This is a genomic window from Paenibacillus sp. NPDC057934, assembly GCF_042887565.1.
Lineage (GTDB): Bacteria > Bacillota > Bacilli > Paenibacillales > Paenibacillaceae > Paenibacillus_AQ.
Window position 1 is genome coordinate 119,192 of record NZ_JBHVPB010000009.1, and the last position, 20,814, is coordinate 140,005.

The following is a 20,814-nucleotide window of genomic DNA, read 5'->3' on the forward strand; positions in this document are numbered from 1 at the left end:
TCAAATTTTGTATTCATGCAAACGGATATTGATGGACCCCAAACCGATTTTTGTCCGGTTATTAAGTTTTATTGTGATTATTCTGATCTTGGGGACTGTGTTTGAGAATCAGTTCAATATCACCTCCCTGGATAAAGTCAAAATTGCTTATTCTAATCAGGATTCCGGCCAGTATGGTACTATGTTCATCGATTCTTTGATTCATTCGGACGAGATTAAATCATTGACGGAATTCACCGAAGTATCCTCTATGGAGGAGGGGCAGAAGATCGTTAATGATGGAAAAGCAGATGCCCTCGTCTATATTACGAAGGATTTCTCCGCGCTGAAGGGAAATGAAGATACAAGCAGAACGGTTGAAGTGTATTTGTCAAAATACACGGGCGTGAATACTACAGTCATAAAAAATGTCTTGGAGAGCTTGACGAATTACATGAATACCTCAATTGTGATCTACTCCATGACAGGTAGTCCGCCGGCAGAACTCTCTAATACAGGCAACAGCCTGCAGGATGAACCGTTGTCAAATTCCGTATCGGCAACAGCGATGGGGTATTACTCCATTGCGATGCTGTTGATGTTGCTGTTACGCGGGCAGGAATACGGGACAGCCGGAATGGGAGAAGACTATTTGGGTACTTTAGGTGATCGAATGAAGCTTTCGCCTATTAAACCCTACGAACAGTATGCTGGTAAAATCATTGCCTTGTCGTTGATAACCTTCTTACAGGGCCTAATAATTATCCTGTTTACCAAGTATGCATACGGTGTTGATTGGGGGAAACATCTTGCTGTTATCCTATTGATCGTATTTGTATTTTCCCTATTAACCACGACCTTGGGTGCTATGTTGACGATTCTAACCAAAGATGCAGTAAAAGCGGATTCTATCGCCAATATCGTAACGCTGGGGGCAACCTTTATCGTTGGGGGGTTTGTAATCTTGGATTTTGGGACCTTAGCTCATATATCCCCCAGTTATTATGCTAAATCGGCTATCTTTAATGTGATTTACAATGATCACTTGGATAGGGCCTTTGTAAATATCGGTGAGATGTTGGCTATCACGCTGCTATTTGCGTTGATCAGCATTGTCGTTTCTAGGAGGAAGAGAGCATGACGATATTACGCAATTGCTTGAAACGGATATTTAGGAAGCGAACGAACATTTTGTTTATGCTTGTGGTTCCCATCCTGCTGAATATGTTTCTCATTTCTGTGGCTACCAAAGAAGTGAAATATAACGTAGGTATTCTGGATCAAGATTCAACCCTATTTACACAAAACTTGGTATCGCAATTGAAAGAACAATACAATGTGACAATGCTGACTCCAAATGATGATGTGAAAAGCATGGTTGTCAATAGAAAGCTGGACAATGCTTTAGTGTTTCAACCGGGATTCACAGCTGAGATGATTGGCGGAGATGATGTTTCGGCTCTGAACTATGCTCTGGACGGTTCTAATGTTGGCAAGCCAGTTCAAATGTACATATCCAGTTATCTATCCTCTGCCAAACAGATTGCTGCTGCTGCCAAAGGCAACTCCGATACATTCTATAAGGGAATGGACACCTATAAAAAAAGTACATTTAACGTAGAATACAAGGAAATCTCCAATTTGGGCAATTCGGCCAAAGATATAAGCAATGCAATAACTTCTTTGGGGTATATTGCGTTTGGCATGTTGTTTCTGGTGACTTTTTCTACCGCGCTGATTCTGGAAGATAAGCTTACCGGTGTCTTTGACCGAGTCAACGTTACCCCTTTGACGCGCTTCAGTTACTTTGCGCAGCATTTATTAGCCAGTTTTCTGGTAGCGTCCATCCAGGCCGCGGTGTTAATAACTTTAATGCCTAAATTAGTAAATGTCTCTTATGGCGCGACTCCGAATCAGCAGCAGGAGATCGTAGTGGTGTGCTGGGCATTCGCCTTGTCTTGTGTAGCCATAGGTGTTGCAATCAGCAGATTCTCAAGAACTCCATTGATGGCCAATGCTCTTACGACATTTATTAACATCCCGCTGCTAATGCTTGGCGGCTGCTTCTGGCCTCGAGAGATTATGCCCAAAGCTGTGCAGAAAATTGCTGATTTTATTCCAACCACTTGGTTTTTAAAAGCTGGAGAGACCGTTCTGTACGGTAAAGGTTTGAATGGCGCCGTTAGGGAATTGTCATATTTGATTGCTTTTTCTGCATTGCTATTAGTCATATCGTTTGTCTTCAAGACGGAAAAAAAACGTTGAGCTAGATTTTTTTTGGAATATTGTTAAGTCAACTGGGGAACACGATATTACGGTTCAAGTGATGTCAAATATTTAGAGGAGTCTGTTATGGATGTTGTTTGTGTTCGAATTTCAGGAATTGAACATATGATCTCGATAAATGAATATATGTTTTACTTGAAGTTTCTATCGAGAGAGAAAGTTGAGCGTCTAAACCGATTCAGTCTTAAGAAGATTTTCTGCGGTCGCAGGTCTCAAGTTTGCTCATTCGTGTAATGCTTGTGAAACGATTGAATTTGAGTAATACAGACATGAGAATTTCCTCGAATTCATATGGAAAGCCTTGTCTGCCAGGGCATTCGGTGGAGTTTAATGTATCCCATTCGGGAAAGTGAGTCGCAGCTGTGGGGATACAGCCTCAGGAAATCATCAAGACCCTGATCTATTCCGGCGGAGGCAAAGTATTTGCCGTTCTGGTCAGGGTGATCATGAAGTTAATGAAAAATCAAGATGAAAAAATCAGTGGGAGCCGGGGAGATCGCGCTAGTGGAGCTGATCGGTCTCCCACTCACCATTGTGATCGGCAAGGGAGCTGCTGAAGGTCAGGTAGAGTTTATTGAACGCAAAGTACTGACGAAGGAAAGCATGGGTCTGGAGGAAGCTATACTCCGGATTAGACAGGGCTGATTTTGCGCTATGAGACTAAAGCGTAAAATGATAATTTCCTGTACAGTCAGCGAGGAGAACCGCATAACTAATAGTATTAAGCGGTGAATTGAGCTTTTGACGAGTTTGAATGCGAAGAATAGTTAAAATTAAGTTTCTGTTGACAGGTAATATTTGTAAAATATATACTAAGTCCAATTAGAATATGATTAAACGCAATGATTGGGAGTATTAAGGAATAACTATTGCCCAGAGAGCTGTCGATTGGTGCAAGACAGTCAATGCTTCCCCCAACTCGCCCATGAGCGGTAAGGCCGAACCTTTGTAGATCTTAACGGCTAACCTCCGTAATCGGGTACTAAGATTCGTTGTCTTATTACTTATAACAACGATCAAGAAGAGTGGTACCGCGAAGGTTAAACCTATCGCCTCTTTGTAGGCGATAGGTTTTTTCTGTTTTTTCTGCAAAAATACTGTTAAAGAGAGGTATTGGGTCAATGGATAATGTTATTGATTATTACTCCCAATTTGATGAATGGGGAAGGTTGGATAGGGAGCCGCTTGAGTTTACTATCAATCTGCATTATATAAAACAGTATTTAGCTTCATCCGGAACTGTACTAGATAATGGCGCAGGACCAGGTAAATACTCAATTGAGTTAGCGAAGCTTGGATATAACGTAACGCTATCTGACCTAACACCTAAGTTAGTTGAAATAGCGCAACAGAAGGTATCTGAATTAGGATTGACAGAACGGTTTAATGGGTTTCATGTATTAAATGCAACAGATTTAGAGGGGATACCAGATGAGATGTATGATGCTTCTTTGATGCTTGGTCCTCTATACCATTAACAAAAGGAAGAGGAACGAATATCAGCAATTGGGGAGTTGCATCGTGTAACAAAGCGGAACGGCATCGTTTTTGTCGCTCTCCAAAGTCGGATGAGAATGACAATTACAATTACATCTTTACAATATCCACAATTTTGGAAGCCTAATGATAACTTGGATACAATAAATGAGTTCTAGAAGACAGGAGTGTTTAATCATAACGATAAAGGTCGATTTACAGGAGCATTTTATTTTAACATTGATGAAGTAAAACTTTTTATGGAGAGGAATGGATTCGATACGAACTGGAGGTCTGTATGAAAAAAAGATATGTTGTTATTTTACTATTGTTTTTCGGTATTTTACTGTTAATTGGCTATAATAGGTACTTTTATAATTTCAAAAGCCTTGAAAACGCAACATTATTTTTAGGTCCCATAGAATCACCAGATGGTAAATATAAAGCTAGCTCGTATTATTTAGATTATGGCGGTGCAGCAGGTGGGGTGATTTATATTGTCGAGGTTGAACAGTCTCAAACTGGTGAAAAGAAAACGGTATATTCAAGTAACCATAAAGATGATTTTTCGCTATCCTGGAAACCATCAGACATCCTCTCTATAAACAATGAAACTCCTAAATATAATGAATATAGAAACATTGATTTGAATGTAAATACGGATATATATGAAGAATCTGGAGCTGCCTGCCGAAGTTTATTGCTTAAAGGGAAATTCGAAAACTGCTACAAAGCGGAGGACATTAAGGTGGGGTTTATTTTTAAGTTGCTTGGTTTTTGAACGGACAGATAACTTCAAATTGAATGATATACTGATACGGTAAAAGCCCACTTATTTTTTATGTTAAAGGGGGTTACTCCGACTGCTATAACTTCTGAAGGTTTAATCTTAAGTGGATTAGGTAGAATGGTTTATGAGTTAATACTTTTAGACAGAATTCCAGAGTACGAGTAAGTCGATGTTATTAAAGCTTTTAAATAGGTAATCGGATAGTTGAAAATTAGATGACAGACAGGAGTTAGATACGATGATAAAAGGTTTCGGAGGTATATTCTGGAGAACTAAGAATCTTGAAGTTATAAAAAAATGGTATAGTGAGGTGTTGAAGATTGAAATTGAAAATTGGAATGGGGCTGTAATACAACCCCAATTAGGAAATGAGACTATCTTTTCTTTCTTTAGCGAGGATGACAGTTATTTTCCAACAGAACAACAAGTGATGTTAAATTTCCAAGTAGATAATCTAAACGAGACTATCAAGCATCTTGAACATATTGGTGTGCCTCTTGCAAAGAAAGAAGAGATTAGTGAATTTGGAAAGTTTATTTGGATTGAAGATCCTGAAGGTCGACTGATCGAGCTTTGGGAGAGGTAACGAGTTGTAATTCATTGCTATTGAGTTAACGGGGATGTTTGTTCAATAAGATACAACGGCAGCCGGCCACGATCGGTTGCCGTTATTCATAGTTGTACCTCTCATTTAAACAATATCATGTTACTACCGTAGAATTGTATACATAAAGATGGGCGGGAGATTATGCGTATCAAAAAGAAGAAATTGTTTGTCATGGTTGGGCTTATGGCTTTATCAGTAGCCGTAGCTGGTTGCGGTGGGGCGGCCAACGGCAATACAGAGAATGCAAAAACGGAAGAGGCTAAAATGAGTGAGGTTGCTGAGACTGCAATAGTAGAAAAAACCAATACATATGTAGAAAGTGTGAGTACACCAGAGCCAGCCGAAGAACAAGCCGCAGCAGTGAACACACCAGAGCCAGCCAAAGCGGAAAGCTCATTGATCACTAAAGCAGGAGGTCTTGGCGATACTAAGGAAGCTATCGAGCAGGTTCGGGGAGCAGATGAGAACAGCGCTGATGCTGCAATCAGTTCTTATCAGAACAATACAATTCTCGTAATGTATAGCGAAGATGATGATACGAAGAACAATACAGCGAACAATGTAACCCTGTCATTTGAAGCTACGGATAAGGGACGACGCACTGCAGAGGAGGCATTAAATGAGTCTTCCTCGGTCATTCCAAGTGACGCTGTCAAGGTCAAGGAATATAAAGCTGACGAAGGCCGTGATGTTTTTCAGTATGAGAGTGAACTCCTAGCAGATCGGCTGAAAGGATATTATGATTTCGCTACAATGCTTAATCCCGAGTTAAAACCTGGTACCTTCATGGTTATCTTGAAGCATGATGATAATGGTGTTTTCTCAGTTGTGGTTGGGGCAGGTAACAATCCATAAGATTTAGTTAAAGGAAAATAACATTAATTGCTCTAGTAGGGAGTTTTATTATGATTTTTAGTCTATTAGCCTACATCGTAGTTATTATCCTGCTTGCAGGCTCTGTACTCCTAGGGCACAAGGATATTCTCTTCCCGGAAATTGCAGGGATCGCCCTGGGTATTATGGTGTTTAAAGTACCAAGTTGGACGAAGAAGCCCCTTCATGTGTGGCTGTCACCAACAATAGCTGCATTCATAGGGACTTCCTTGAACAGCTTACCCCTGGCACCTTTGCTGAAAATATGGTTAGGTCTTATGATTATTGTCTTTCTAATGCATATTTTCCGTGGAAGTTGATTCCATCGCGTATAGCGGTATTGACGATTACAGCTATTCTGTCAATCGGTGTCTATCACTTGTTGCCCGGTTCAACGATTGTGGTTGGTGTTATAAATGTTCTGATTCCAATTATTCTGTGTACATTGTTCAAAGTTCCTGTTCCTGTCGCATTTGGTGTCTCGTTGATGCCACTCATCAACCCGGCATGGGGGAGCTGGTGGTTTCCAGTCGGTTTCTTTGTCACAACAGGTGTTTTGATGTGTTTCTCAGCAGCGTATCGGCAGTTCAGGAACAAGCGATCAGAGACGTCTGCGATTTAATTGATAGGATAACTAGGTGAAGCGGGAGATAGGTTGGAATAATAATTTGCGTCGAGTGTATTTTAAAATGTTTTGCTTGATCCAAGGGGGCGGTTTTTAACCGTCTCCTTTTTTCTGTGCACTCGATATCAATAGGAATTTTGTTTAGTGCTATTGCCTACGCAAGTTCTTATGACATTTTAGTTCAAACTTTTAAGATTATTAAAAATCATACTATGTAAGATGGACGGATTTCCAAATTTATCTTGTATGTAATTTCCATTTGTGTTATATATGCAATATAACAGATAGGAGGTGATGTGATATGACACAGCTGCGACATGTCAACATGGCGCATGCTTAATGAAAGCCTGTGCCATTGCTAGTGAGCTATTAATGTCCTATTCCCTCGAAGTGCTTCTGAAGTCGAGAAGCCGTCACTATCACTGTTCACATGGTTGCTCGCAAAGCTGAAACGCGTCAAAAGCGCTTCAACTCCCTCATTCTTTCACATAATGGCAAACGTACTTGCGACCGACTTGCTTATGCACGGTATTATCGGCCGCACTCGCTTCTTGAAGACACGCAGCAACTGCCATAAGGAGGGATATTCTTGTTCATAGAGCTCGATCTACAATCGGAAACCCCGATTTACGCACAATTGGTTGACCAAATCATTGAAGGGATCGCTTCGGGCGAGTTAAAGCCGGGGGATCCGCTTCCGTCGGTTCGGAGGTTGGCGGAGGAACTGGGAATCAATCTTCATACCGTCAATAAATCCTACAATTTGCTTAAGCAGGAGGGATTTCTTCAAGTACACCGGAAAAAGGGCGTTATCGTTCAGCCAGACGGGATGCCCGGAGTGACTGAGGCTTTCGAAGGGAAGCTTAGGCGGCAGTTACGTTCTCTTGTGGCAGCTGCTGCGGTACGAGGCATGTCGGAAGAGGCATTTGCACAGGAGAGCAGGTCGGTGTACCGGGCTACCATTACAAATCGCGGAGGGGAACAACGTTGAATGTACTGGAGACGATCATAATATCTAGCTTTTATTTGTTTATCGGGTTGATGATCAGTGTGCAGGCCTTTATAGGCTTGCGGACCCTGCTGTTCGGCATCTCACTCCCGGTGGAGGCTCTGCAGGATACGGCTGTCCAAGGTATTCGCCGAAATTACGTTTTGCTCACCGGCGGTTTTGCGATCGTCACCGGAGTAACTTGCTTTGTAGTGACGCGTCATCAAACGATGAGTCAGAGTATCCTTGGTTGGGCAATAGCCACCTTGCTTTTAATCATTGTGTCGTTCTTCGCCGTTTGGATCAGCCGGATGTCTGCCTGGCGTTTGAAGGCGGCCAGAGGCTGGCAGATTGCCGTGCAGTCAAAGCGCACAGCAAGCCTCGTGGTCGGCCGAACGCATAGTTCGGTGCTGAGCTCGTGGTGGTATTCAGCACATGTCGCCGTGATGGTACTATGCATCTTCTTTGTCGTTATGAGATGGGATGCGATTCCACAGTCAATCGCGGTGCATATGGGACCGAACGACATTCCGGATCAGTACACTTACAAGTCCGTTCGGACCGTGTTCATGATCAACATCGTGCAAGGGTTGATGATCGTATTCTTCGCCGGCTATAATCTGATGATTAAACGTGCCAGGACATCACTGGATCCTCAAGACCGGGAAGGTTCGTTGCGAAAACAGTTGAAGCGTAAGAAGATCTACTCGATTACGGCTTGGGGTATTTCACTACTGGGCATTGCAAACGAAGGATTATTGCAAGCCGTAATGCTGTACGGCTGGAATCTCAATCTGCTTTTGCGCTTCAACATCTCGTTCCTAGCGTTATTATTCTTGACGCTGATCGGTGTCTTCCTTTACCTGCGGTTCAGAGGTCTTGATCAGCAAAGGGACGTTCCGTCACAGGAGGAGAGGCACTGGAAGTGGCTGGGCAGCATTTACGCGAACCCTGAAGACTCGGCATTGTTCGTTCCGGATAGATACGGTTTGGGATGGACGATCAATATGGCTAATTCTCTCGGTAAGATCATAGCCGCTGCGATGATCGCTGTTCTGGTGACCGCCATTCTCGTAATGATTTTCAATTTTCGATAAATAAAGGAATCTTCGAAAGGAGAATTCAAATGATAAAAAGTCGATGGATAATGGCAGTTGTGCTATCTGCGTGTTTGCTATTAACCTCATGGGGGGGCAACACTGCACTGGCAGAAATGCACAACATAACAGTGGCACCGGATACATCTGAAGCGATCGAGTTAGGCGCTGTACCTTTAACCGTGCAAACGGCAGTAAAAGATTCGCCTTCGAATAAGGCTCTGCTCACCTACGAAGGAACCAGGAAAACTACAAAGGAGAAGGCAGATCTCCTCACGAATGCTTACGGCACGAACAGCGTGCAGTACGCCATTATCGATCACGGCAACATCGTCGTATCCGGCCAATCCGGCAAGAATGATGAGAAGGGACAGAAGCCGCTCACGAAAGACACGATGTACGGGATCGGCTCAACGAGTAAAATGTTTACCACGGTTGCCGCCATGCAATTGGTTGACCAAGGAAAAATCGATCTCGATACGCCGGTCGTCCGGTATATCCCCGGGTTTACGATGAAGGATGAACGCTACAAGCAGATTACGCCGCGCATGCTGCTGAATCATTCTTCCGGTCTGAACGGATCGTCGTTAACAAATGCCTTTTTGTTCGAAGATAACGATACTTACGCCCACGATACACTGCTGAAGCAACTGGCTGGACAGACCTTGAAGGCGGACCCGGGCGCATATTCGGTTTATTGCAATGACGGATTTACACTGGCCGAGATTCTGATTGAGCGAGTCAGCGGCATGGACTTTACCTCTTATATCCATCAAAATATTACGGAGCCTCTGGGTATGACCAATACGAAGACGCCACTCGATTCTCCAAGCACAGCAAAGATGGCGGGACTCTATTATCCTGCCTACTCAGGACAACTTCCGAACGAGACAGCCAATGTGATCGGAGCGGGAGGCATCTATTCCACGGCGGAAGACTTGGCTAGATTCTCGAAAATTTTCACAGGTGAAGCGGTAGAAGTTTTGTCAGGAAAGTCGGCTGCTGCCATGGCGCAAGACGAATATAAGACACCTTTGTGGCCTGACGATACGGCCTCTTCATTCGATTACGCTTACGGTCTCGGTTGGGATAGCGTCAATCTGTATCCATTCAGCGAATATGGGATGAAGGGGCTCACTAAAGGCGGAGATACGCTGCTCTATCACTCATCGCTCGTTGTGCTTCCCGAACAGAACATGGCGGCAGCGGTTATCACTTCTGGAGGGAATGGTACGTTCGACCGGCTTATGGCGAACGAAATCCTGCTTCAGGCGCTGAAGGAGAAAGGGACAATAGTCGAATTCAAACCTGAGAAATCATTCGGCGCGCCGGTAAAGGGGAATATGCCGGAATCCGTGCTGCAGTATTCGGGAATTTATGGCGCGACCAATGTAACGATAAAGGTCGATATCACCAAAGGCGGTGTCATTTCTATCACTTCGGAGCAGTCACCCGGTAATCCGGCCCAAATCTTCGAGTATTCAGCGGACGACACGTTTCGGAGTGCAGACGGGAATACGAAGATCAGCTTCGTGACGAAGGAGAACGGCCGTACCTACTTATGGGTTCGTCAATATGCTTCATTGCCGGGTCTTGGGCAAATGGTTACGTCAGTGTACAACGCCGAGAAGCTCCAGTCTCAAGAACTTCCGGCAGAGACAAAAGCAGCATGGAGTCAGCGTGACGGCAAAAAGTACTATCTGCTGAATGAGAAGTACACTTCAGTTGGTTACCTGGGTGCAGGAATTATCCAATTGAATGTGTCGAAGCAATTGCCGGGGTATGTGCTCGATAAGCGAATTACAGGCCCGAATTCGGCAGTTTCCGAATTGCAAATTCCGGGAATGAGCGGGCGTGATCTCTCAGGTTATACGTTCGTTACAGAGAATGGCGTTGAGCATCTTAATTTTGGTGGAAGTATCTTAGTGAACGAAAACGCGGTGAAGCCTATCTACGTCACTAAGAAATCAATCGTTACGATTCCGCTCAGCGGATACGCCAGGTGGTACACGATAAGTGACAAAGACGGGGGCAAAACCGTTAAGGTGAACATGTCCTCGAACGCCTCCTTCGCTGTTTATGATGTGAGGGGAACATGCATCTACTTCAGTGTCATCAGAGGCAAGGATCCAGTCGTACTGCCCGCAGGAGGATCCATTGTTTTCGCCGGAGATGCTGGCACGAAGTTCGAGATTTCCGCGCAGTAATGCCGCAATAGGGATGACATAACTGGTCAAGATACAATCCTGCGTATCAGAAAGAAGGGGGGTTCAGTGTTCGGTGAACTTTAGCTAAAAGCTTCTTAAAAAGCATTAGGAAGGCAGTCGGTCTAAATGGTCGGCTGCCTTTGTTCAATTAGGGGGTAGAATACGGAGAGAGTGAGTAATCGTTGATGATTATTAAAAGTGAAAAGGATGTTTCAAATAACGTGGTTCGTGACATCGTGAAAATAATGGATAGGTATGGTCCGACTGAACAACTGTCCAATGTAATTAACGTATTAGAAATGGATAAGAAAATTAGCCAAATTTGGATTGATCCTGCGTACACATTTAAAGAAAACGATCCGGACTACATTGATGCTACTTTGGTCACCGAGGATAACAAACTCTACTTGGAGGGCTATCGAGGGTACATCATGGGATAGCTACTCTTTGCAGTCCGTTGCAAGGCGCCTTCAGTTTCACCTTTATGGAACGGACATTTCTATATATTGGGATCTGCAAAAACTTAGGTTATTTGGAGTCTTGATCATTCTGTTAAGAGTGAATGATTGTTGAATCAATAATCTAAATCCTCCTATTAGAAGCAAACTAAAATTAATTGCTCTAACAGGAGGTTTTATTATTAATTTCAAGCGTACTTTGGCGTAAGGTTAGAATTACGTTATAAATGTTCGTGTTCGTAAATCGCATTTATCCTTTCCAAAACGTTCCGCGCTTGATCTTTAAATTTTAATCCCGCAACCTGATCTTTCAGCAAAAACACGCTGGTTTCATTACGGTGTTCGCCGAGCGCGCCTTCATACAGCTTGCTGGCACCGTGCGTAGGCGGAGAGAAAAACAGCTTCATCAATGGTCTGACCAATAGGGGTAGTCCGGAGTTTTTCCCTTTTCTTAACGTATTGTTATTACCTGGATCAACACTGCGGATCTTGATGTCGTCCTTGGCAAGCTGCGCGGCGATGGCCTGAGTCCACAGCGAAAGCGCTAGCTTTGAGGCGGCGTAAGGACCAATCAGTTTGCGGAAGGTTTTGGGGCGCTCTAGGATTTCGATATTAAACTCTTTCGTAAATTTTAGCGCTGAAGATGAGGTGCTGATCCCGCAGAATATCCCGAACTGATAGAACACTTAAAGAGCCACCGGGAAAATGTAGTCAGCCAAATAACCTCTCTGCAGCAGGTCGTCGATTTTATCGACATGAAGTTAGAGGAAGGGAGATACCGACGAGACTACTCGGATGAAATTCAGGACGGTATATCAGAAAAAGTGATGGGAGAGCCAAAAGCAAAGCCCGTGTCACCTGTTGAGATGAGTTTTTTTCCTTATCGGCCAGAGCGGACAAGTCACCAACCTTTGTAAGATGAGCTCAGAGTAGCTCATGTGTACGAAGTGAAAAAAGGATAACCCGTGTTCCGTTGATTTTAATTCTGGCTTTGCTGCTTCTCCTGCATTTCCAAATACTTGCGCATCCGGCGCATATTTTCAGGTGCGTCCATGGGATTGGCGGCGATCATTTCTATGATACAGAGCCTTTCGGCACGTTCCTTCTCCGCTTGGATTATAGCCTGGTCAAGCTCTCCATAGGTCCGGACAGTCACGGTGAATGCATCGCCTCCAAAAGCTTCGGCCAGCTTCGTGTATGACCAGCGCGGAATTTTGTTATATTGTTGATTCTCTTGTTTAACATTTAAATATTTCTCGATCGTATAACCATCGTTATTCAAGATGAAGATAATAGGCTTGCATTCATAATAGAGCATGGAGCTGATCTCTTGGGCGGTCAATTGCAGGGAGCCGTCACCTGTAAATAACAACACCCGTCGGTCGGGGGCGGCGATACTGGCACCGAATGCCGAGGGTGTGGCATAACCAATGGATTCCCAGCCTCCCTGAGCAATATAAGTTACATTGCGCGGTAGTCTTACTTGAGCTATTCCGTTGTAAAACGTACCGGTCTCCGCGATCACAATATCCCCTTCTTTCAGCATCTGCTGAAAACGAGGATAATAAATGGCCGCCGTTAGATGTTCATCGGTACTGCCGGTGATTTGGTCATACGGGAATGTCGGTTTTCCAGCCAAACCTTGGCCTTTGTAACCAACGTTCTGTAACGAAAGCAGCATGTCAGCAGCGAACACATTCGCATATTCCGCTTCTGCGACCTTGACCTTATCCGGTTGAATATCGACGGTCACCAGTGGGTTCAACTTCGCAGTGAAATTCGCAGTGTTATTGTCTGCCAATACTAAGCCTATCGAAAGGATACAGTCTGCGTTTTCTACTGTGGTTTGGACTTCAGAACTTCCGAAAGAGCCCTGGTACATCCCAGTATAATGGGGATGGGTTTCGTCGAAAGCCCCTTTTCCGAACATCATTGTCGCAACGGGTACATTCATGGTGTCAGCCAACCGTCGAACCGCTGTCTCTAGACCGAACCGTATTGTTTTGACATCAACCAGAATGACTGGCCGGTGGGCACGCTCCAGTAGCTGGCGGACATGTTCCGTTGCAGCGTGAAGGGTTTTCAGATTGGACGCTGGACGCGGCGGAGCGGGCTCTTGACGGGCAATGACCGGCTTAGACACTAAATCATCAGCCACAACCAGATAGACCGGCTTTTTCTTTTCCTTGGCAATGCGAATGGCGGCAGGAATTTCAATTTCGGCATTTTCTGGCGTCAATTTCGCGGTATAAGCCGCAATCAGCTCATACACTTTGTGGAAGATGTCGAAATCCCCATTCATCAGCGTATGGTGCATCAGCTTGTGTGCTTGTTGATCCTTCTCGGGAGGTGCACCTACGATGTGAATCAGCGGCACATGCTCGCTGTTAGCTCCTGCTATCGCATTGCAGGCACTAAGCTCCCCGACCCCGAAAGTCGTGATCAGAGCGGAGAGACCTTTGATTCTTGCGTATCCATCTGCGGCATAGCCTGAGTTCAATTCGTTTCGTCCACTAATAAAATTAACCCCGTTATACTGCTCCAGTGCATCCAGTAGTGTGAAATTATAGTCTCCGGCAACGCCGAAAATTTCGGTAATCCCCTCCAGCTTCAGGCAATCGAACAAATATTGGCCAAGTGTTTTTTGCGCTGTTCCAGTTGTCGGTTTAGAGTTGCCCACCGCTGTTTTCATTACCATCTCTTGCTCACTCCCTATCAAGACAAGTTTTTTGTATAACTTTCCCGTAGCCGTGCTGGTTATTCACTAACGGTACAGGTTCTTGCATTCTACCCAACTGACCGAAGCTTTCTAGCATACAATGGACGAATAGCCCTGGTAGTTGTGATAGGTTTTTTAATGAGTGAAATCATATCTTCATAAGTGCGTCGTAATTTTATATAGTAGGTGTCGCATATTCCTATTAAAAATGCCCGGAAGATGTGATACCTTATAGGTGGATGTCAGAATAATATATACTTGGAGGCCAAGCGAAATGACCATTAGAATTGGTAAAATCAGTTTTTGGCACGTCCATGCCTGGGACTATGTCAAACAAGCCCAAGAGCATGAAGATACCGTTATCGCTGCGGTGTGGGATGAAGATGCTGAGCGCGGGGCAGAGGCTGCTGCGAAACTGAATGTTCCTTTTTTTGAATCCCTGGATGAGATGCTGGCACAAGAAGACATTGATGCCGTAATTGTAGATGCGCCGACGAATCGGCACGAAGAGGTTATACTTGCTGCGGCCAAGGCGGGCAAACATATTTTCACGGAAAAAGTGATCGCCTCCACGCAGAAGGAAGCCAGTCATATCCTTGCCGCTGTTAACGACAATAAGGTCAAGCTGACGGTTTCTCTACCTCGTCTAAACGATGCATACACTTTGAAGATACAAGAGGTTCTGGAACAGAAATTACTGGGTAAAATCACATATGTCAGAGTTCGTTTATCCCACAATGGGGCCACGGCGAACTGGTTGCCATCTCATTTCTATAATTTAGAGCAATGTCAGGGCGGCGCATTGATCGATTTGGGTTGTCACCCAATGTATCTAACCCGGTTATTCCTGGGGGAGAAAGTTACTGGTGTAAGCGCTAACTTTGGTTATGTGACCGGTAAGGAAGTGGAAGACAATGCGGTGGCTACCTTGCATACCGAATCGGGTGCAATTGGTGTGGTAGAAGCCGGATTCGTGAACAGTCATTCGCCGTTTACCATTGAAGTACATGGAATTGAAGGGACGCTGTTGTTCGGAACCCCGGAGGCCAAACTTCTGCTTAAGACAAATGTCGGTCCACAGGATTCGCCAGAGTGGAATGAGCTGACACTGCCGGATAACCGGGAGAGTGCGTTCCATCAATGGGTTGGCCACATTCAGCAGAACACGCTGGCTGAAGAGAATCTGGCAATAGCCACCGAGCTTACTTCTCTGATGGAAGCGGCGAATCGCTCCGTTCAAGAAGGACGTAAGATCAAGCTGGAAGAGCTCGGCTCCTAATGCCTTTGGGAGGACGCTTACAATGAACAGATTTCCTTTCGAGATTATGTTCGAGAAGCATGAACTTCTGGAGCGGCTGGATCTCACCATCCCATGGGGACATTATGAGCTTCGGGTGCTGCGGTTTCACCTGACCTCTTTTGCACCAGGAAAGGTCATTGATTTCCACGTTCATGCTGAATTCGAATTTCATTTTATCCCGAGAGGAAAAGGAAAGGTTATTCTCGGCGATCAAATGTACCCGTTGTCCGAAGGGATGCTTTATATGACTGGACCAGGGGTCGTTCATTACCAGGAGGCTGACTCCGAAGAGTCTATGGAAGAGCTGTGTCTGCATGTAGACATTATAGAGAAGCCGAGGGATGATGTGGATCCATGGGAAGCTGCGGAAGCCGACGAATTCGTCGCGAAGCTCCGGGCGCTGCCCTTGACGCCAGCGTATGATTATCATCAGGCGATGAAATGTTTTTTGGAAGCCTATACAGCCTGTGACGGCAAGCTCATCGGCTACTATACTTCGATTAGGCACCTGGTCATCAGCATATTGATCAAAGCAGCAAGAGCTTATGACACGGGCGAGATTGTGAGTGAAGCGCCAGTCCGGGACATGTCGACCTATCGGTATGAGTATGCTGTGCAGTATATGGAAGCGAACCATTCGTCCGCTGTCACACTGGACAATGTAGCAGAGAAGCTGAATATCAGCAGCAGGCAGCTGCAGCGGATTTTCAATCAGGTTGATCCGAAACGGCCATTTAGCAGGGTCTTGGAAGATATCCGGCTGCAGGCAGTGTGTCGCAGTTTGGAGGAGAGTACGTCTCCGATAGAGCAGATTGCGCAGGCAGCAGGCTTTACGAATGCCAACTACCTGCATGCCGTTTTTCGCAAACGCATGGGGTTGACGCCCGCGGTGTACCGGAATATGAAACAGCAAACCACAAGTGAGGGAGAATGGATATGAGCAAAGTATACAAGGTTGGGATTATTGGTTGCGGCGGGATCGCCAATGGAAAGCATTTGCCGAGTTTAAGCAAGCTGGAGAATGTTGAACTGGTAGCTTTTTGCGATATCGTAGAGGAACGGGCTAAAGAAGCGGCAGCAAAATACGGGGCCGTGGATGCCAAGGTTTACACGGATTATCAGGAACTATTGCAAGACGCTTCCATTGACATTGTGCATGTCCTAACACCAAATATCTCCCATGCTGAAATCTCCATCGCGGGGCTCGAAGCTGGCAAGCATGTCATGTGTGAGAAGCCAATGGCGAAGACCTCCGAGGAGGCCAAAGCGATGGTAGAAGCAGCTAAGCGGACTGGCAAAAAACTGACTATTGGTTATAATAACCGTTTCAGAGAAGACAGCTTGTATTTGAAAAAGCTTTGCGAAGAAGGCGAGCTCGGCCATATCTACATGGCTAAGGCTCATGCGATCCGCCGGAGAGCTGTCCCTACTTGGGGTGTTTTCCTGGATGAGGAGAAGCAAGGCGGCGGGCCGTTGATTGATATCGGAACCCACGCGCTGGATCTGACCCTATGGATGATGGACAATTATAAGCCTAAGGTAGTGCTTGGCACGAAGTATCATGAGCTTTCCAAGAGAGAAAATGCTGCCAATGCCTGGGGACCTTGGGACCCGAGCCAGTTCAAAGTGGAAGATTCGGCGTTTGGTATGATCGTGATGGAGAACGGAGCGACCATTATGCTGGAATCCAGCTGGGCGCTGAACTCCCTCGAAGTAGATGAGGCAAAATGTAGTCTGAGCGGAACCGAAGCCGGAGCGGACATGAAGAATGGTCTGCGCATCAACGGCGAGAAGTACGGCCGCTTATACACGAATGAGGTCGAGCTGAGCGCCGGCGGCGTAGCCTTCTACGAAGGTCGTGCAGAAAGTGCGCCGGACATCGAGATGAGAAAATGGATTGAAGCGATCGAAGAGGACAAAGATCCGGTAGTTACGCCTGAACAGGCCTATGTGGTGTCACAGATCCTGGAAGCCCTCTATGAATCCGCACGCACAGGCCAAGCGGTTTACTTGGACTAGAAAATACCATTGCAAACAAAAGAACAGTACGTCTCCCGGATGTTGGGGGATGTGCTGTTCTATTGTTTTTTCGGATCTAAGGTAGCTGTGTTGCAATAACCTACAATATCGCCTCCAACCCGCATTATACGTGCTCGTGGCAACAATTGGCGTTGTTATGAGATACAATCGGCTGGTTTGGGACAGCCTCTTCTTAAACTTAAGCCGATCTTTACTGGATCAAACAATTCCCTTATGGCTCCAGTCGGTCGCTCTTTTGGTGTTCAATCATCCAGCCTGGATATTCCGGCGGCAGCGCGCTCACTTCGTCAAGACGGCGAATTTCTTCATCCGTCAGCTCTATGTCTGCTGCTGCCAAATTGTCCTCCAACTGTTCAAGCCGCTTTGCTCCAACAAGAACGGAGGTTACGACTGGTCTCGTCAGCAGCCAGGCGAGGGCGACACTGGCAGGGTTCGTCTCATGTGCTTCTGCAATCGGTTTTAGCGTATCAATGATATTCCAGGCACGGTCCTTATCCACAATCGGGAAATCAGCCACTGAGCGGCGCGAATCCTTTGCTTTCTGATTGTGTCGGTCATACCGCCCCGACAGCAGACCGCCGGCAAGCGGACCCCACACCAGGAGTCCCATCTTCTTCGCCTCCATCATAGGAGCCAGCTCCCGCTCCAAATCCCGGCTGGCGAGCGAATAATACGCCTGCAACGTTTCAAAGCGGGCCAGGTTTTTGCGCTCCGAAATACCAAGCGAATCAGCAATCTTCCAGGCCTGCCAGTTTGAAACTCCAATATACCGCACCTTGCCTTGTGATACCAAATCATTCAGCGCGCCCAAGGTTTCTTCAACCGGTGTCAAGAAATCATCGGCATGAATTTGGTACAAATCGATGTAATCGGTTTGCAGCCTCTTCAAGCTCGCTTCCACTGCATTCATAATATGTCCTCTTGAAGCGCCGATATCGTTACGTCCCATGCCAATCCGCCCGGCCGCTTTGGTAGCGATCACAACATCCTTTCGAGCAATACCAAGATTGTGAAAGGATTGTCCAAGTATAATTTCACTTTCACCATCTGCATAAACATCAGCAGTATCAAAGAAGTTAATTCCGACATCCACACTCTTCCGTATCATCTTGTCGGCCTCATCTTGTCCAATTGAACCGACAATTTTAAAGTTATCCTTTCCACTGGAGAACGTCATCGTCCCTAACGAAAGCTGTGAAACCAAAAGTCCTGTATTTCCAAGTTGTTTATACTTCATTCGAGATAGCCTCCTTAGATATGTGATAATCTATACCATGACCATAACGCCTGCTTAGCAATCGCTATATATGTCTGTTCGGTACAATCGTAATTATCTTCCTTTCTCTTTTTGATAGATAGTTCATTCGTACGGAATGTCTGCCTAATAATCCAAAGCGAATTGTTTTCTCAGCTAGTACGTGTTTTAATATTTCCTAAGATTACATTTCAAAATGTAAAGGAATAAATGCTATGCACATTAGTCAGATTGATACTCAGGAGGCTCTGGATCGTCTATTGAATCTGAGCTTACAAATACCTTTGCGTACAAACAGACTTCAGACAGCCGTTCCTTTTCTCCAGATCTTGAAGGAAAACAGTCCGACATTATTGTCAAAGGGTCCCTTGAAGCCTTCTCTCTGTATTATTTTGCAGGGGAAAACGCGCATACAGTTTGGAGAAGACCGAATCGAGTACAAACCGGGGAATTTTTTAGCCACAAGCGTGAGTATGCCGGTTACCGGCCAGGTATTGGAGGCTGCCACAGATGCGCCATATTTGGCACTGCAGATCGCATTGCCACCCGGCGAGGTGGCCGCTGTCGCAATAGAGGCTGATCTGAAGCTCCAGCCGAAGGATGAGCTTCATCCGGGCATTTTTGTCGGCAAACCAGGGCTTGAAGTTTTGGAGGGCTTCGAGAAGCTACTTCGGCTCTCACAGAACCCCAAGGCCGCCAAATTCCTCGCGCCAGCAGTAAAACGGGAAATCATCTACTGGCTACTGGAAGGCGAGGAAGGCGCGCGCTTTTACCACAACATGTTATGGCATCAGGAAGCTTCTGGAATTAGCAAGGTGATTGACTGGATTACTCATAATTTTGACAGCACCATTTCGATTGAAGAGTTGGTTGAACTGGGGAATATGAGCGTCTCCAGCCTGCATTACAAATTTAAAGAAGTGACGGGCATGACTCCCTTGCAATACCAGAAACGACTTCGCCTCCAGGAAGCGCGCAGGCTTCTGCTTGACGGTGCCAATGTAACGGAAACGGCGCTGCGTACGGGTTACCAAAGCTCGACGCAGTTTAGCCGTGAGTATAAGAGGCTGTTCGGGTTGTCACCTGTGCAGTATATCCGTTCCCACAATGAGGGCGAGCAGCCGGCCGAGCATTGAGGGAGAAACAGGCGTGATGGGGTAGCTGCCCAGCGTACATGGAAGATATCTTGCGAAAGTGCGAGCGAGCTTCAGCTTCCGCAGGTCGAGTGAATTCTAAAGATTGCATTATTGGAGGGGAAAAATGCGAATAGGAATTTTTGATTCCGGGGTAGGCGGTATTACGGTATTGCATGAGGCATTAAAGCTGCTTCCCATGGAGGATTACATATATTACGCAGATACACTGCATGTCCCATACGGTCCCAAACCGAAAGAAGAAGTAAGGACCTTTATTTCTAACGCCGTAGAGTTCATTGTTGAACAGCAGGTTAAGGCAGTGGTGATTGCCTGCAATACAGCTACTAGCGTCTCGATAGACGAGCTGAGAACGCACTACGACATTCCGATCATCGGCATGGAGCCAGCGGTCAAGCCAGCGGTTGAACATAATAGAAGGGGAAATACGCGTGTGCTAGTAACTGCCACGGCGCTTACGCTCAAGGAAGAGAAGCTGCAAAACCTGATAACTAAGCTGGATAACGAACATATCGTTGATTTGCTGGCACTCCCTGGTCTGGTTCAATTTGCAGAGGAGTCAGAATTTAGTGAAGAAGCAGTTCTGCCTTATCTTAAGGAACAACTGCAAGGTTATGATTGGAGCCACTATGAGACGGTGGTTTTGGGCTGTACCCATTTTTCTTTCTACAAGGATATGTTCAGGAAGCTGCTTCCGGCAGAAATCCATATTATTGATGGGAACAGAGGAACGGTCAATCATCTCAAAAGAACGCTGGCAGAAGCAGGTGAGCTGAATCAGGGCAGCGGTAATCTGGAGTTTTACCAATCAGGAGTCAGGGTGGAGGCATCAGCTGAGCTGGAGAAATACGGCAGGTTATTAAAAAGATTGGACCAGATTCAGGTCTGAATCGCTGAAAAGTAGAGGGACATAGTGGTATAATAGACTACTGGACGTATTGTGGGGGAAACGAGAGACGT

21 protein-coding genes, 1 pseudogene and 1 other annotated feature are annotated in these 20,814 nt (G+C 45.6%); of the genes and pseudogenes, 18 read left to right on the plus strand and 4 right to left on the minus strand.

Annotated features, from left to right (window positions below):
* Positions 1 to 7: 7 nt before the first annotated feature.
* The 9 genes from ACFVRY_RS20930 (at position 8) to ACFVRY_RS20970 (ending at position 6,331) form a co-directional block, all read left to right on the plus strand.
* Positions 8 to 1,120 (plus strand): ABC transporter permease, encoded by a 1,113-nt coding sequence (locus ACFVRY_RS20930; RefSeq protein ID WP_387502236.1) that lies wholly within the window; start codon positions 8 to 10, stop codon positions 1,118 to 1,120.
* A 56-nt stretch (positions 1,121 to 1,176) separates the two neighbouring features.
* Positions 1,177 to 2,244, plus strand: coding sequence for an ABC transporter permease (locus ACFVRY_RS20935; protein WP_387502455.1), 1,068 nt, complete (start codon positions 1,177 to 1,179; stop codon positions 2,242 to 2,244).
* A 218-nt stretch (positions 2,245 to 2,462) separates the two neighbouring features.
* Entirely contained in the window at positions 2,463 to 2,618 is a 156-nt protein-coding gene (locus ACFVRY_RS20940; RefSeq protein WP_387502456.1) for a 4'-phosphopantetheinyl transferase family protein, read from the plus strand.
* Between the two features lie 115 nt (positions 2,619 to 2,733).
* Positions 2,734 to 2,910, plus strand: coding sequence for a His/Gly/Thr/Pro-type tRNA ligase C-terminal domain-containing protein (locus ACFVRY_RS20945; protein ID WP_387502237.1), 177 nt, complete (start codon positions 2,734 to 2,736; stop codon positions 2,908 to 2,910).
* A gap of 188 nt (positions 2,911 to 3,098) precedes the next feature.
* Positions 3,099 to 3,325, plus strand: a binding site (T-box leader).
* Between the two features lie 61 nt (positions 3,326 to 3,386).
* Positions 3,387 to 3,743, plus strand: coding sequence for a class I SAM-dependent methyltransferase (locus tag ACFVRY_RS20950; protein ID WP_387502238.1), 357 nt, complete (start codon positions 3,387 to 3,389; stop codon positions 3,741 to 3,743).
* 296 nt (positions 3,744 to 4,039) lie between these two features.
* A complete protein-coding gene (locus ACFVRY_RS20955) occupies positions 4,040 to 4,522 on the plus strand; it encodes a DUF5412 family protein (protein ID WP_387502239.1) in 483 nt (160 codons plus the stop codon).
* A 247-nt stretch (positions 4,523 to 4,769) separates the two neighbouring features.
* A complete protein-coding gene (locus tag ACFVRY_RS20960) occupies positions 4,770 to 5,117 on the plus strand; it encodes a VOC family protein (RefSeq protein WP_387502240.1) in 348 nt (115 codons plus the stop codon).
* A gap of 162 nt (positions 5,118 to 5,279) precedes the next feature.
* Positions 5,280 to 5,993 (plus strand): hypothetical protein, encoded by a 714-nt coding sequence (locus ACFVRY_RS20965; RefSeq protein ID WP_387502241.1) that lies wholly within the window; start codon positions 5,280 to 5,282, stop codon positions 5,991 to 5,993.
* Positions 5,994 to 6,043: 50 nt separating this feature from the next.
* A complete protein-coding gene (locus tag ACFVRY_RS20970; RefSeq protein ID WP_387502242.1) occupies positions 6,044 to 6,331 on the plus strand; it encodes a hypothetical protein in 288 nt (95 codons plus the stop codon).
* Positions 6,332 to 6,386: 55 nt separating this feature from the next.
* On the opposite strand, the gene ACFVRY_RS20975 is transcribed toward ACFVRY_RS20970, so the two are convergent.
* On the minus strand, positions 6,387 to 6,557 hold the full coding sequence (locus ACFVRY_RS20975; RefSeq protein WP_387502243.1) for a hypothetical protein: 171 nt from the start codon (positions 6,555 to 6,557) through the stop codon (positions 6,387 to 6,389).
* 668 nt (positions 6,558 to 7,225) lie between these two features.
* Between ACFVRY_RS20975 and ACFVRY_RS20980 the strand changes: the two genes are divergently transcribed.
* From ACFVRY_RS20980 to ACFVRY_RS20995, 4 genes are all read left to right on the plus strand, one after another.
* Positions 7,226 to 7,627 (plus strand): GntR family transcriptional regulator, encoded by a 402-nt coding sequence (locus ACFVRY_RS20980; protein WP_387502244.1) that lies wholly within the window; start codon positions 7,226 to 7,228, stop codon positions 7,625 to 7,627.
* A complete protein-coding gene (locus ACFVRY_RS20985) occupies positions 7,624 to 8,721 on the plus strand; it encodes a DUF5808 domain-containing protein (RefSeq protein ID WP_387502245.1) in 1,098 nt (365 codons plus the stop codon). The genes ACFVRY_RS20980 and ACFVRY_RS20985 overlap by 4 nt, the downstream gene beginning before the upstream one ends.
* A gap of 29 nt (positions 8,722 to 8,750) precedes the next feature.
* Positions 8,751 to 10,928, plus strand: a complete 2,178-nt coding sequence (locus ACFVRY_RS20990; RefSeq protein ID WP_387502246.1) for a serine hydrolase domain-containing protein — start codon at positions 8,751 to 8,753, stop codon at positions 10,926 to 10,928.
* Positions 10,929 to 11,110: 182 nt separating this feature from the next.
* On the plus strand, positions 11,111 to 11,368 hold the full coding sequence (locus ACFVRY_RS20995) for a hypothetical protein (protein ID WP_387502247.1): 258 nt from the start codon (positions 11,111 to 11,113) through the stop codon (positions 11,366 to 11,368).
* Between the two features lie 239 nt (positions 11,369 to 11,607).
* On the opposite strand, the pseudogene ACFVRY_RS21000 reads toward ACFVRY_RS20995, so the two are convergent.
* Both ACFVRY_RS21000 and ACFVRY_RS21005 read right to left on the minus strand, forming a co-directional pair.
* Positions 11,608 to 12,042 (minus strand): annotated as a pseudogene (locus tag ACFVRY_RS21000) (SDR family NAD(P)-dependent oxidoreductase); the annotation flags it as partial.
* A gap of 323 nt (positions 12,043 to 12,365) precedes the next feature.
* Entirely contained in the window at positions 12,366 to 14,084 is a 1,719-nt protein-coding gene (locus ACFVRY_RS21005) for an alpha-keto acid decarboxylase family protein (RefSeq protein WP_387502248.1), read from the minus strand.
* 295 nt (positions 14,085 to 14,379) lie between these two features.
* Here ACFVRY_RS21005 and ACFVRY_RS21010 point away from each other — a divergent pair, with 295 nt between their 5' ends.
* From ACFVRY_RS21010 to ACFVRY_RS21020, 3 genes are read left to right on the plus strand one after another with little or no spacing between them, the layout of a single operon-like run.
* Positions 14,380 to 15,384: a Gfo/Idh/MocA family protein gene (locus ACFVRY_RS21010; protein WP_387502249.1), complete on the plus strand. Its 1,005-nt coding sequence runs from the start codon at positions 14,380 to 14,382 to the stop codon at positions 15,382 to 15,384.
* 22 nt (positions 15,385 to 15,406) lie between these two features.
* Positions 15,407 to 16,345 carry a helix-turn-helix domain-containing protein gene (locus tag ACFVRY_RS21015; RefSeq protein WP_387502250.1) on the plus strand — a complete coding sequence of 313 codons (939 nt, stop codon included), beginning with the start codon at positions 15,407 to 15,409 and terminating at the stop codon, positions 16,343 to 16,345.
* A complete protein-coding gene (locus tag ACFVRY_RS21020; RefSeq protein WP_387502251.1) occupies positions 16,342 to 17,424 on the plus strand; it encodes a Gfo/Idh/MocA family protein in 1,083 nt (360 codons plus the stop codon). Before ACFVRY_RS21015 ends, ACFVRY_RS21020 begins: the two co-directional genes overlap by 4 nt.
* Before the next feature lie 232 nt (positions 17,425 to 17,656).
* Here the strand turns inward: ACFVRY_RS21020 and ACFVRY_RS21025 are convergent, their stop codons facing one another.
* Positions 17,657 to 18,682, minus strand: a complete 1,026-nt coding sequence (locus tag ACFVRY_RS21025) for an aldo/keto reductase (protein WP_387502252.1) — start codon at positions 18,680 to 18,682, stop codon at positions 17,657 to 17,659.
* 233 nt (positions 18,683 to 18,915) lie between these two features.
* On the opposite strand from ACFVRY_RS21025, the gene ACFVRY_RS21030 reads away from it, so the two are divergent.
* On the plus strand, positions 18,916 to 19,836 hold the full coding sequence (locus tag ACFVRY_RS21030; protein ID WP_387502253.1) for an AraC family transcriptional regulator: 921 nt from the start codon (positions 18,916 to 18,918) through the stop codon (positions 19,834 to 19,836).
* A gap of 124 nt (positions 19,837 to 19,960) precedes the next feature.
* Positions 19,961 to 20,743: a glutamate racemase gene (murI, locus tag ACFVRY_RS21035; RefSeq protein ID WP_387502254.1), complete on the plus strand. Its 783-nt coding sequence runs from the start codon at positions 19,961 to 19,963 to the stop codon at positions 20,741 to 20,743.
* Positions 20,744 to 20,814 lie beyond the last annotated feature (71 nt).

Bases quoted from the DNA above. Each gene is read 5' to 3' on its own strand.
- ACFVRY_RS20990 (WP_387502246.1), top strand. From the start codon at position 8,751: ATGATAAAAAGTCGATGGATAATGGCAGTTGTGCTATCTGCGTGTTTG.
- ACFVRY_RS20955 (WP_387502239.1), top strand. From the start codon at position 4,040: ATGAAAAAAAGATATGTTGTTATTTTACTATTGTTTTTCGGTATTTTA.
- ACFVRY_RS21025 (WP_387502252.1), bottom strand. From the start codon at position 18,682: ATGAAGTATAAACAACTTGGAAATACAGGACTTTTGGTTTCACAGCTT.
- ACFVRY_RS20960 (WP_387502240.1), top strand. From the start codon at position 4,770: ATGATAAAAGGTTTCGGAGGTATATTCTGGAGAACTAAGAATCTTGAA.
- ACFVRY_RS21020 (WP_387502251.1), top strand. From the start codon at position 16,342: ATGAGCAAAGTATACAAGGTTGGGATTATTGGTTGCGGCGGGATCGCC.
- ACFVRY_RS20965 (WP_387502241.1), top strand. From the start codon at position 5,280: ATGCGTATCAAAAAGAAGAAATTGTTTGTCATGGTTGGGCTTATGGCT.
- murI (WP_387502254.1), top strand. From the start codon at position 19,961: ATGCGAATAGGAATTTTTGATTCCGGGGTAGGCGGTATTACGGTATTG.
- ACFVRY_RS21030 (WP_387502253.1), top strand. From the start codon at position 18,916: ATGCACATTAGTCAGATTGATACTCAGGAGGCTCTGGATCGTCTATTG.
- ACFVRY_RS20970 (WP_387502242.1), top strand. From the start codon at position 6,044: ATGATTTTTAGTCTATTAGCCTACATCGTAGTTATTATCCTGCTTGCA.
- ACFVRY_RS21010 (WP_387502249.1), top strand. From the start codon at position 14,380: ATGACCATTAGAATTGGTAAAATCAGTTTTTGGCACGTCCATGCCTGG.
- ACFVRY_RS20935 (WP_387502455.1), top strand. From the start codon at position 1,177: ATGCTTGTGGTTCCCATCCTGCTGAATATGTTTCTCATTTCTGTGGCT.
- ACFVRY_RS21015 (WP_387502250.1), top strand. From the start codon at position 15,407: ATGAACAGATTTCCTTTCGAGATTATGTTCGAGAAGCATGAACTTCTG.
- ACFVRY_RS20945 (WP_387502237.1), top strand. From the start codon at position 2,734: ATGAAAAAATCAGTGGGAGCCGGGGAGATCGCGCTAGTGGAGCTGATC.
- ACFVRY_RS20950 (WP_387502238.1), top strand. From the start codon at position 3,387: ATGGATAATGTTATTGATTATTACTCCCAATTTGATGAATGGGGAAGG.
- ACFVRY_RS21005 (WP_387502248.1), bottom strand. From the start codon at position 14,084: ATGGTAATGAAAACAGCGGTGGGCAACTCTAAACCGACAACTGGAACA.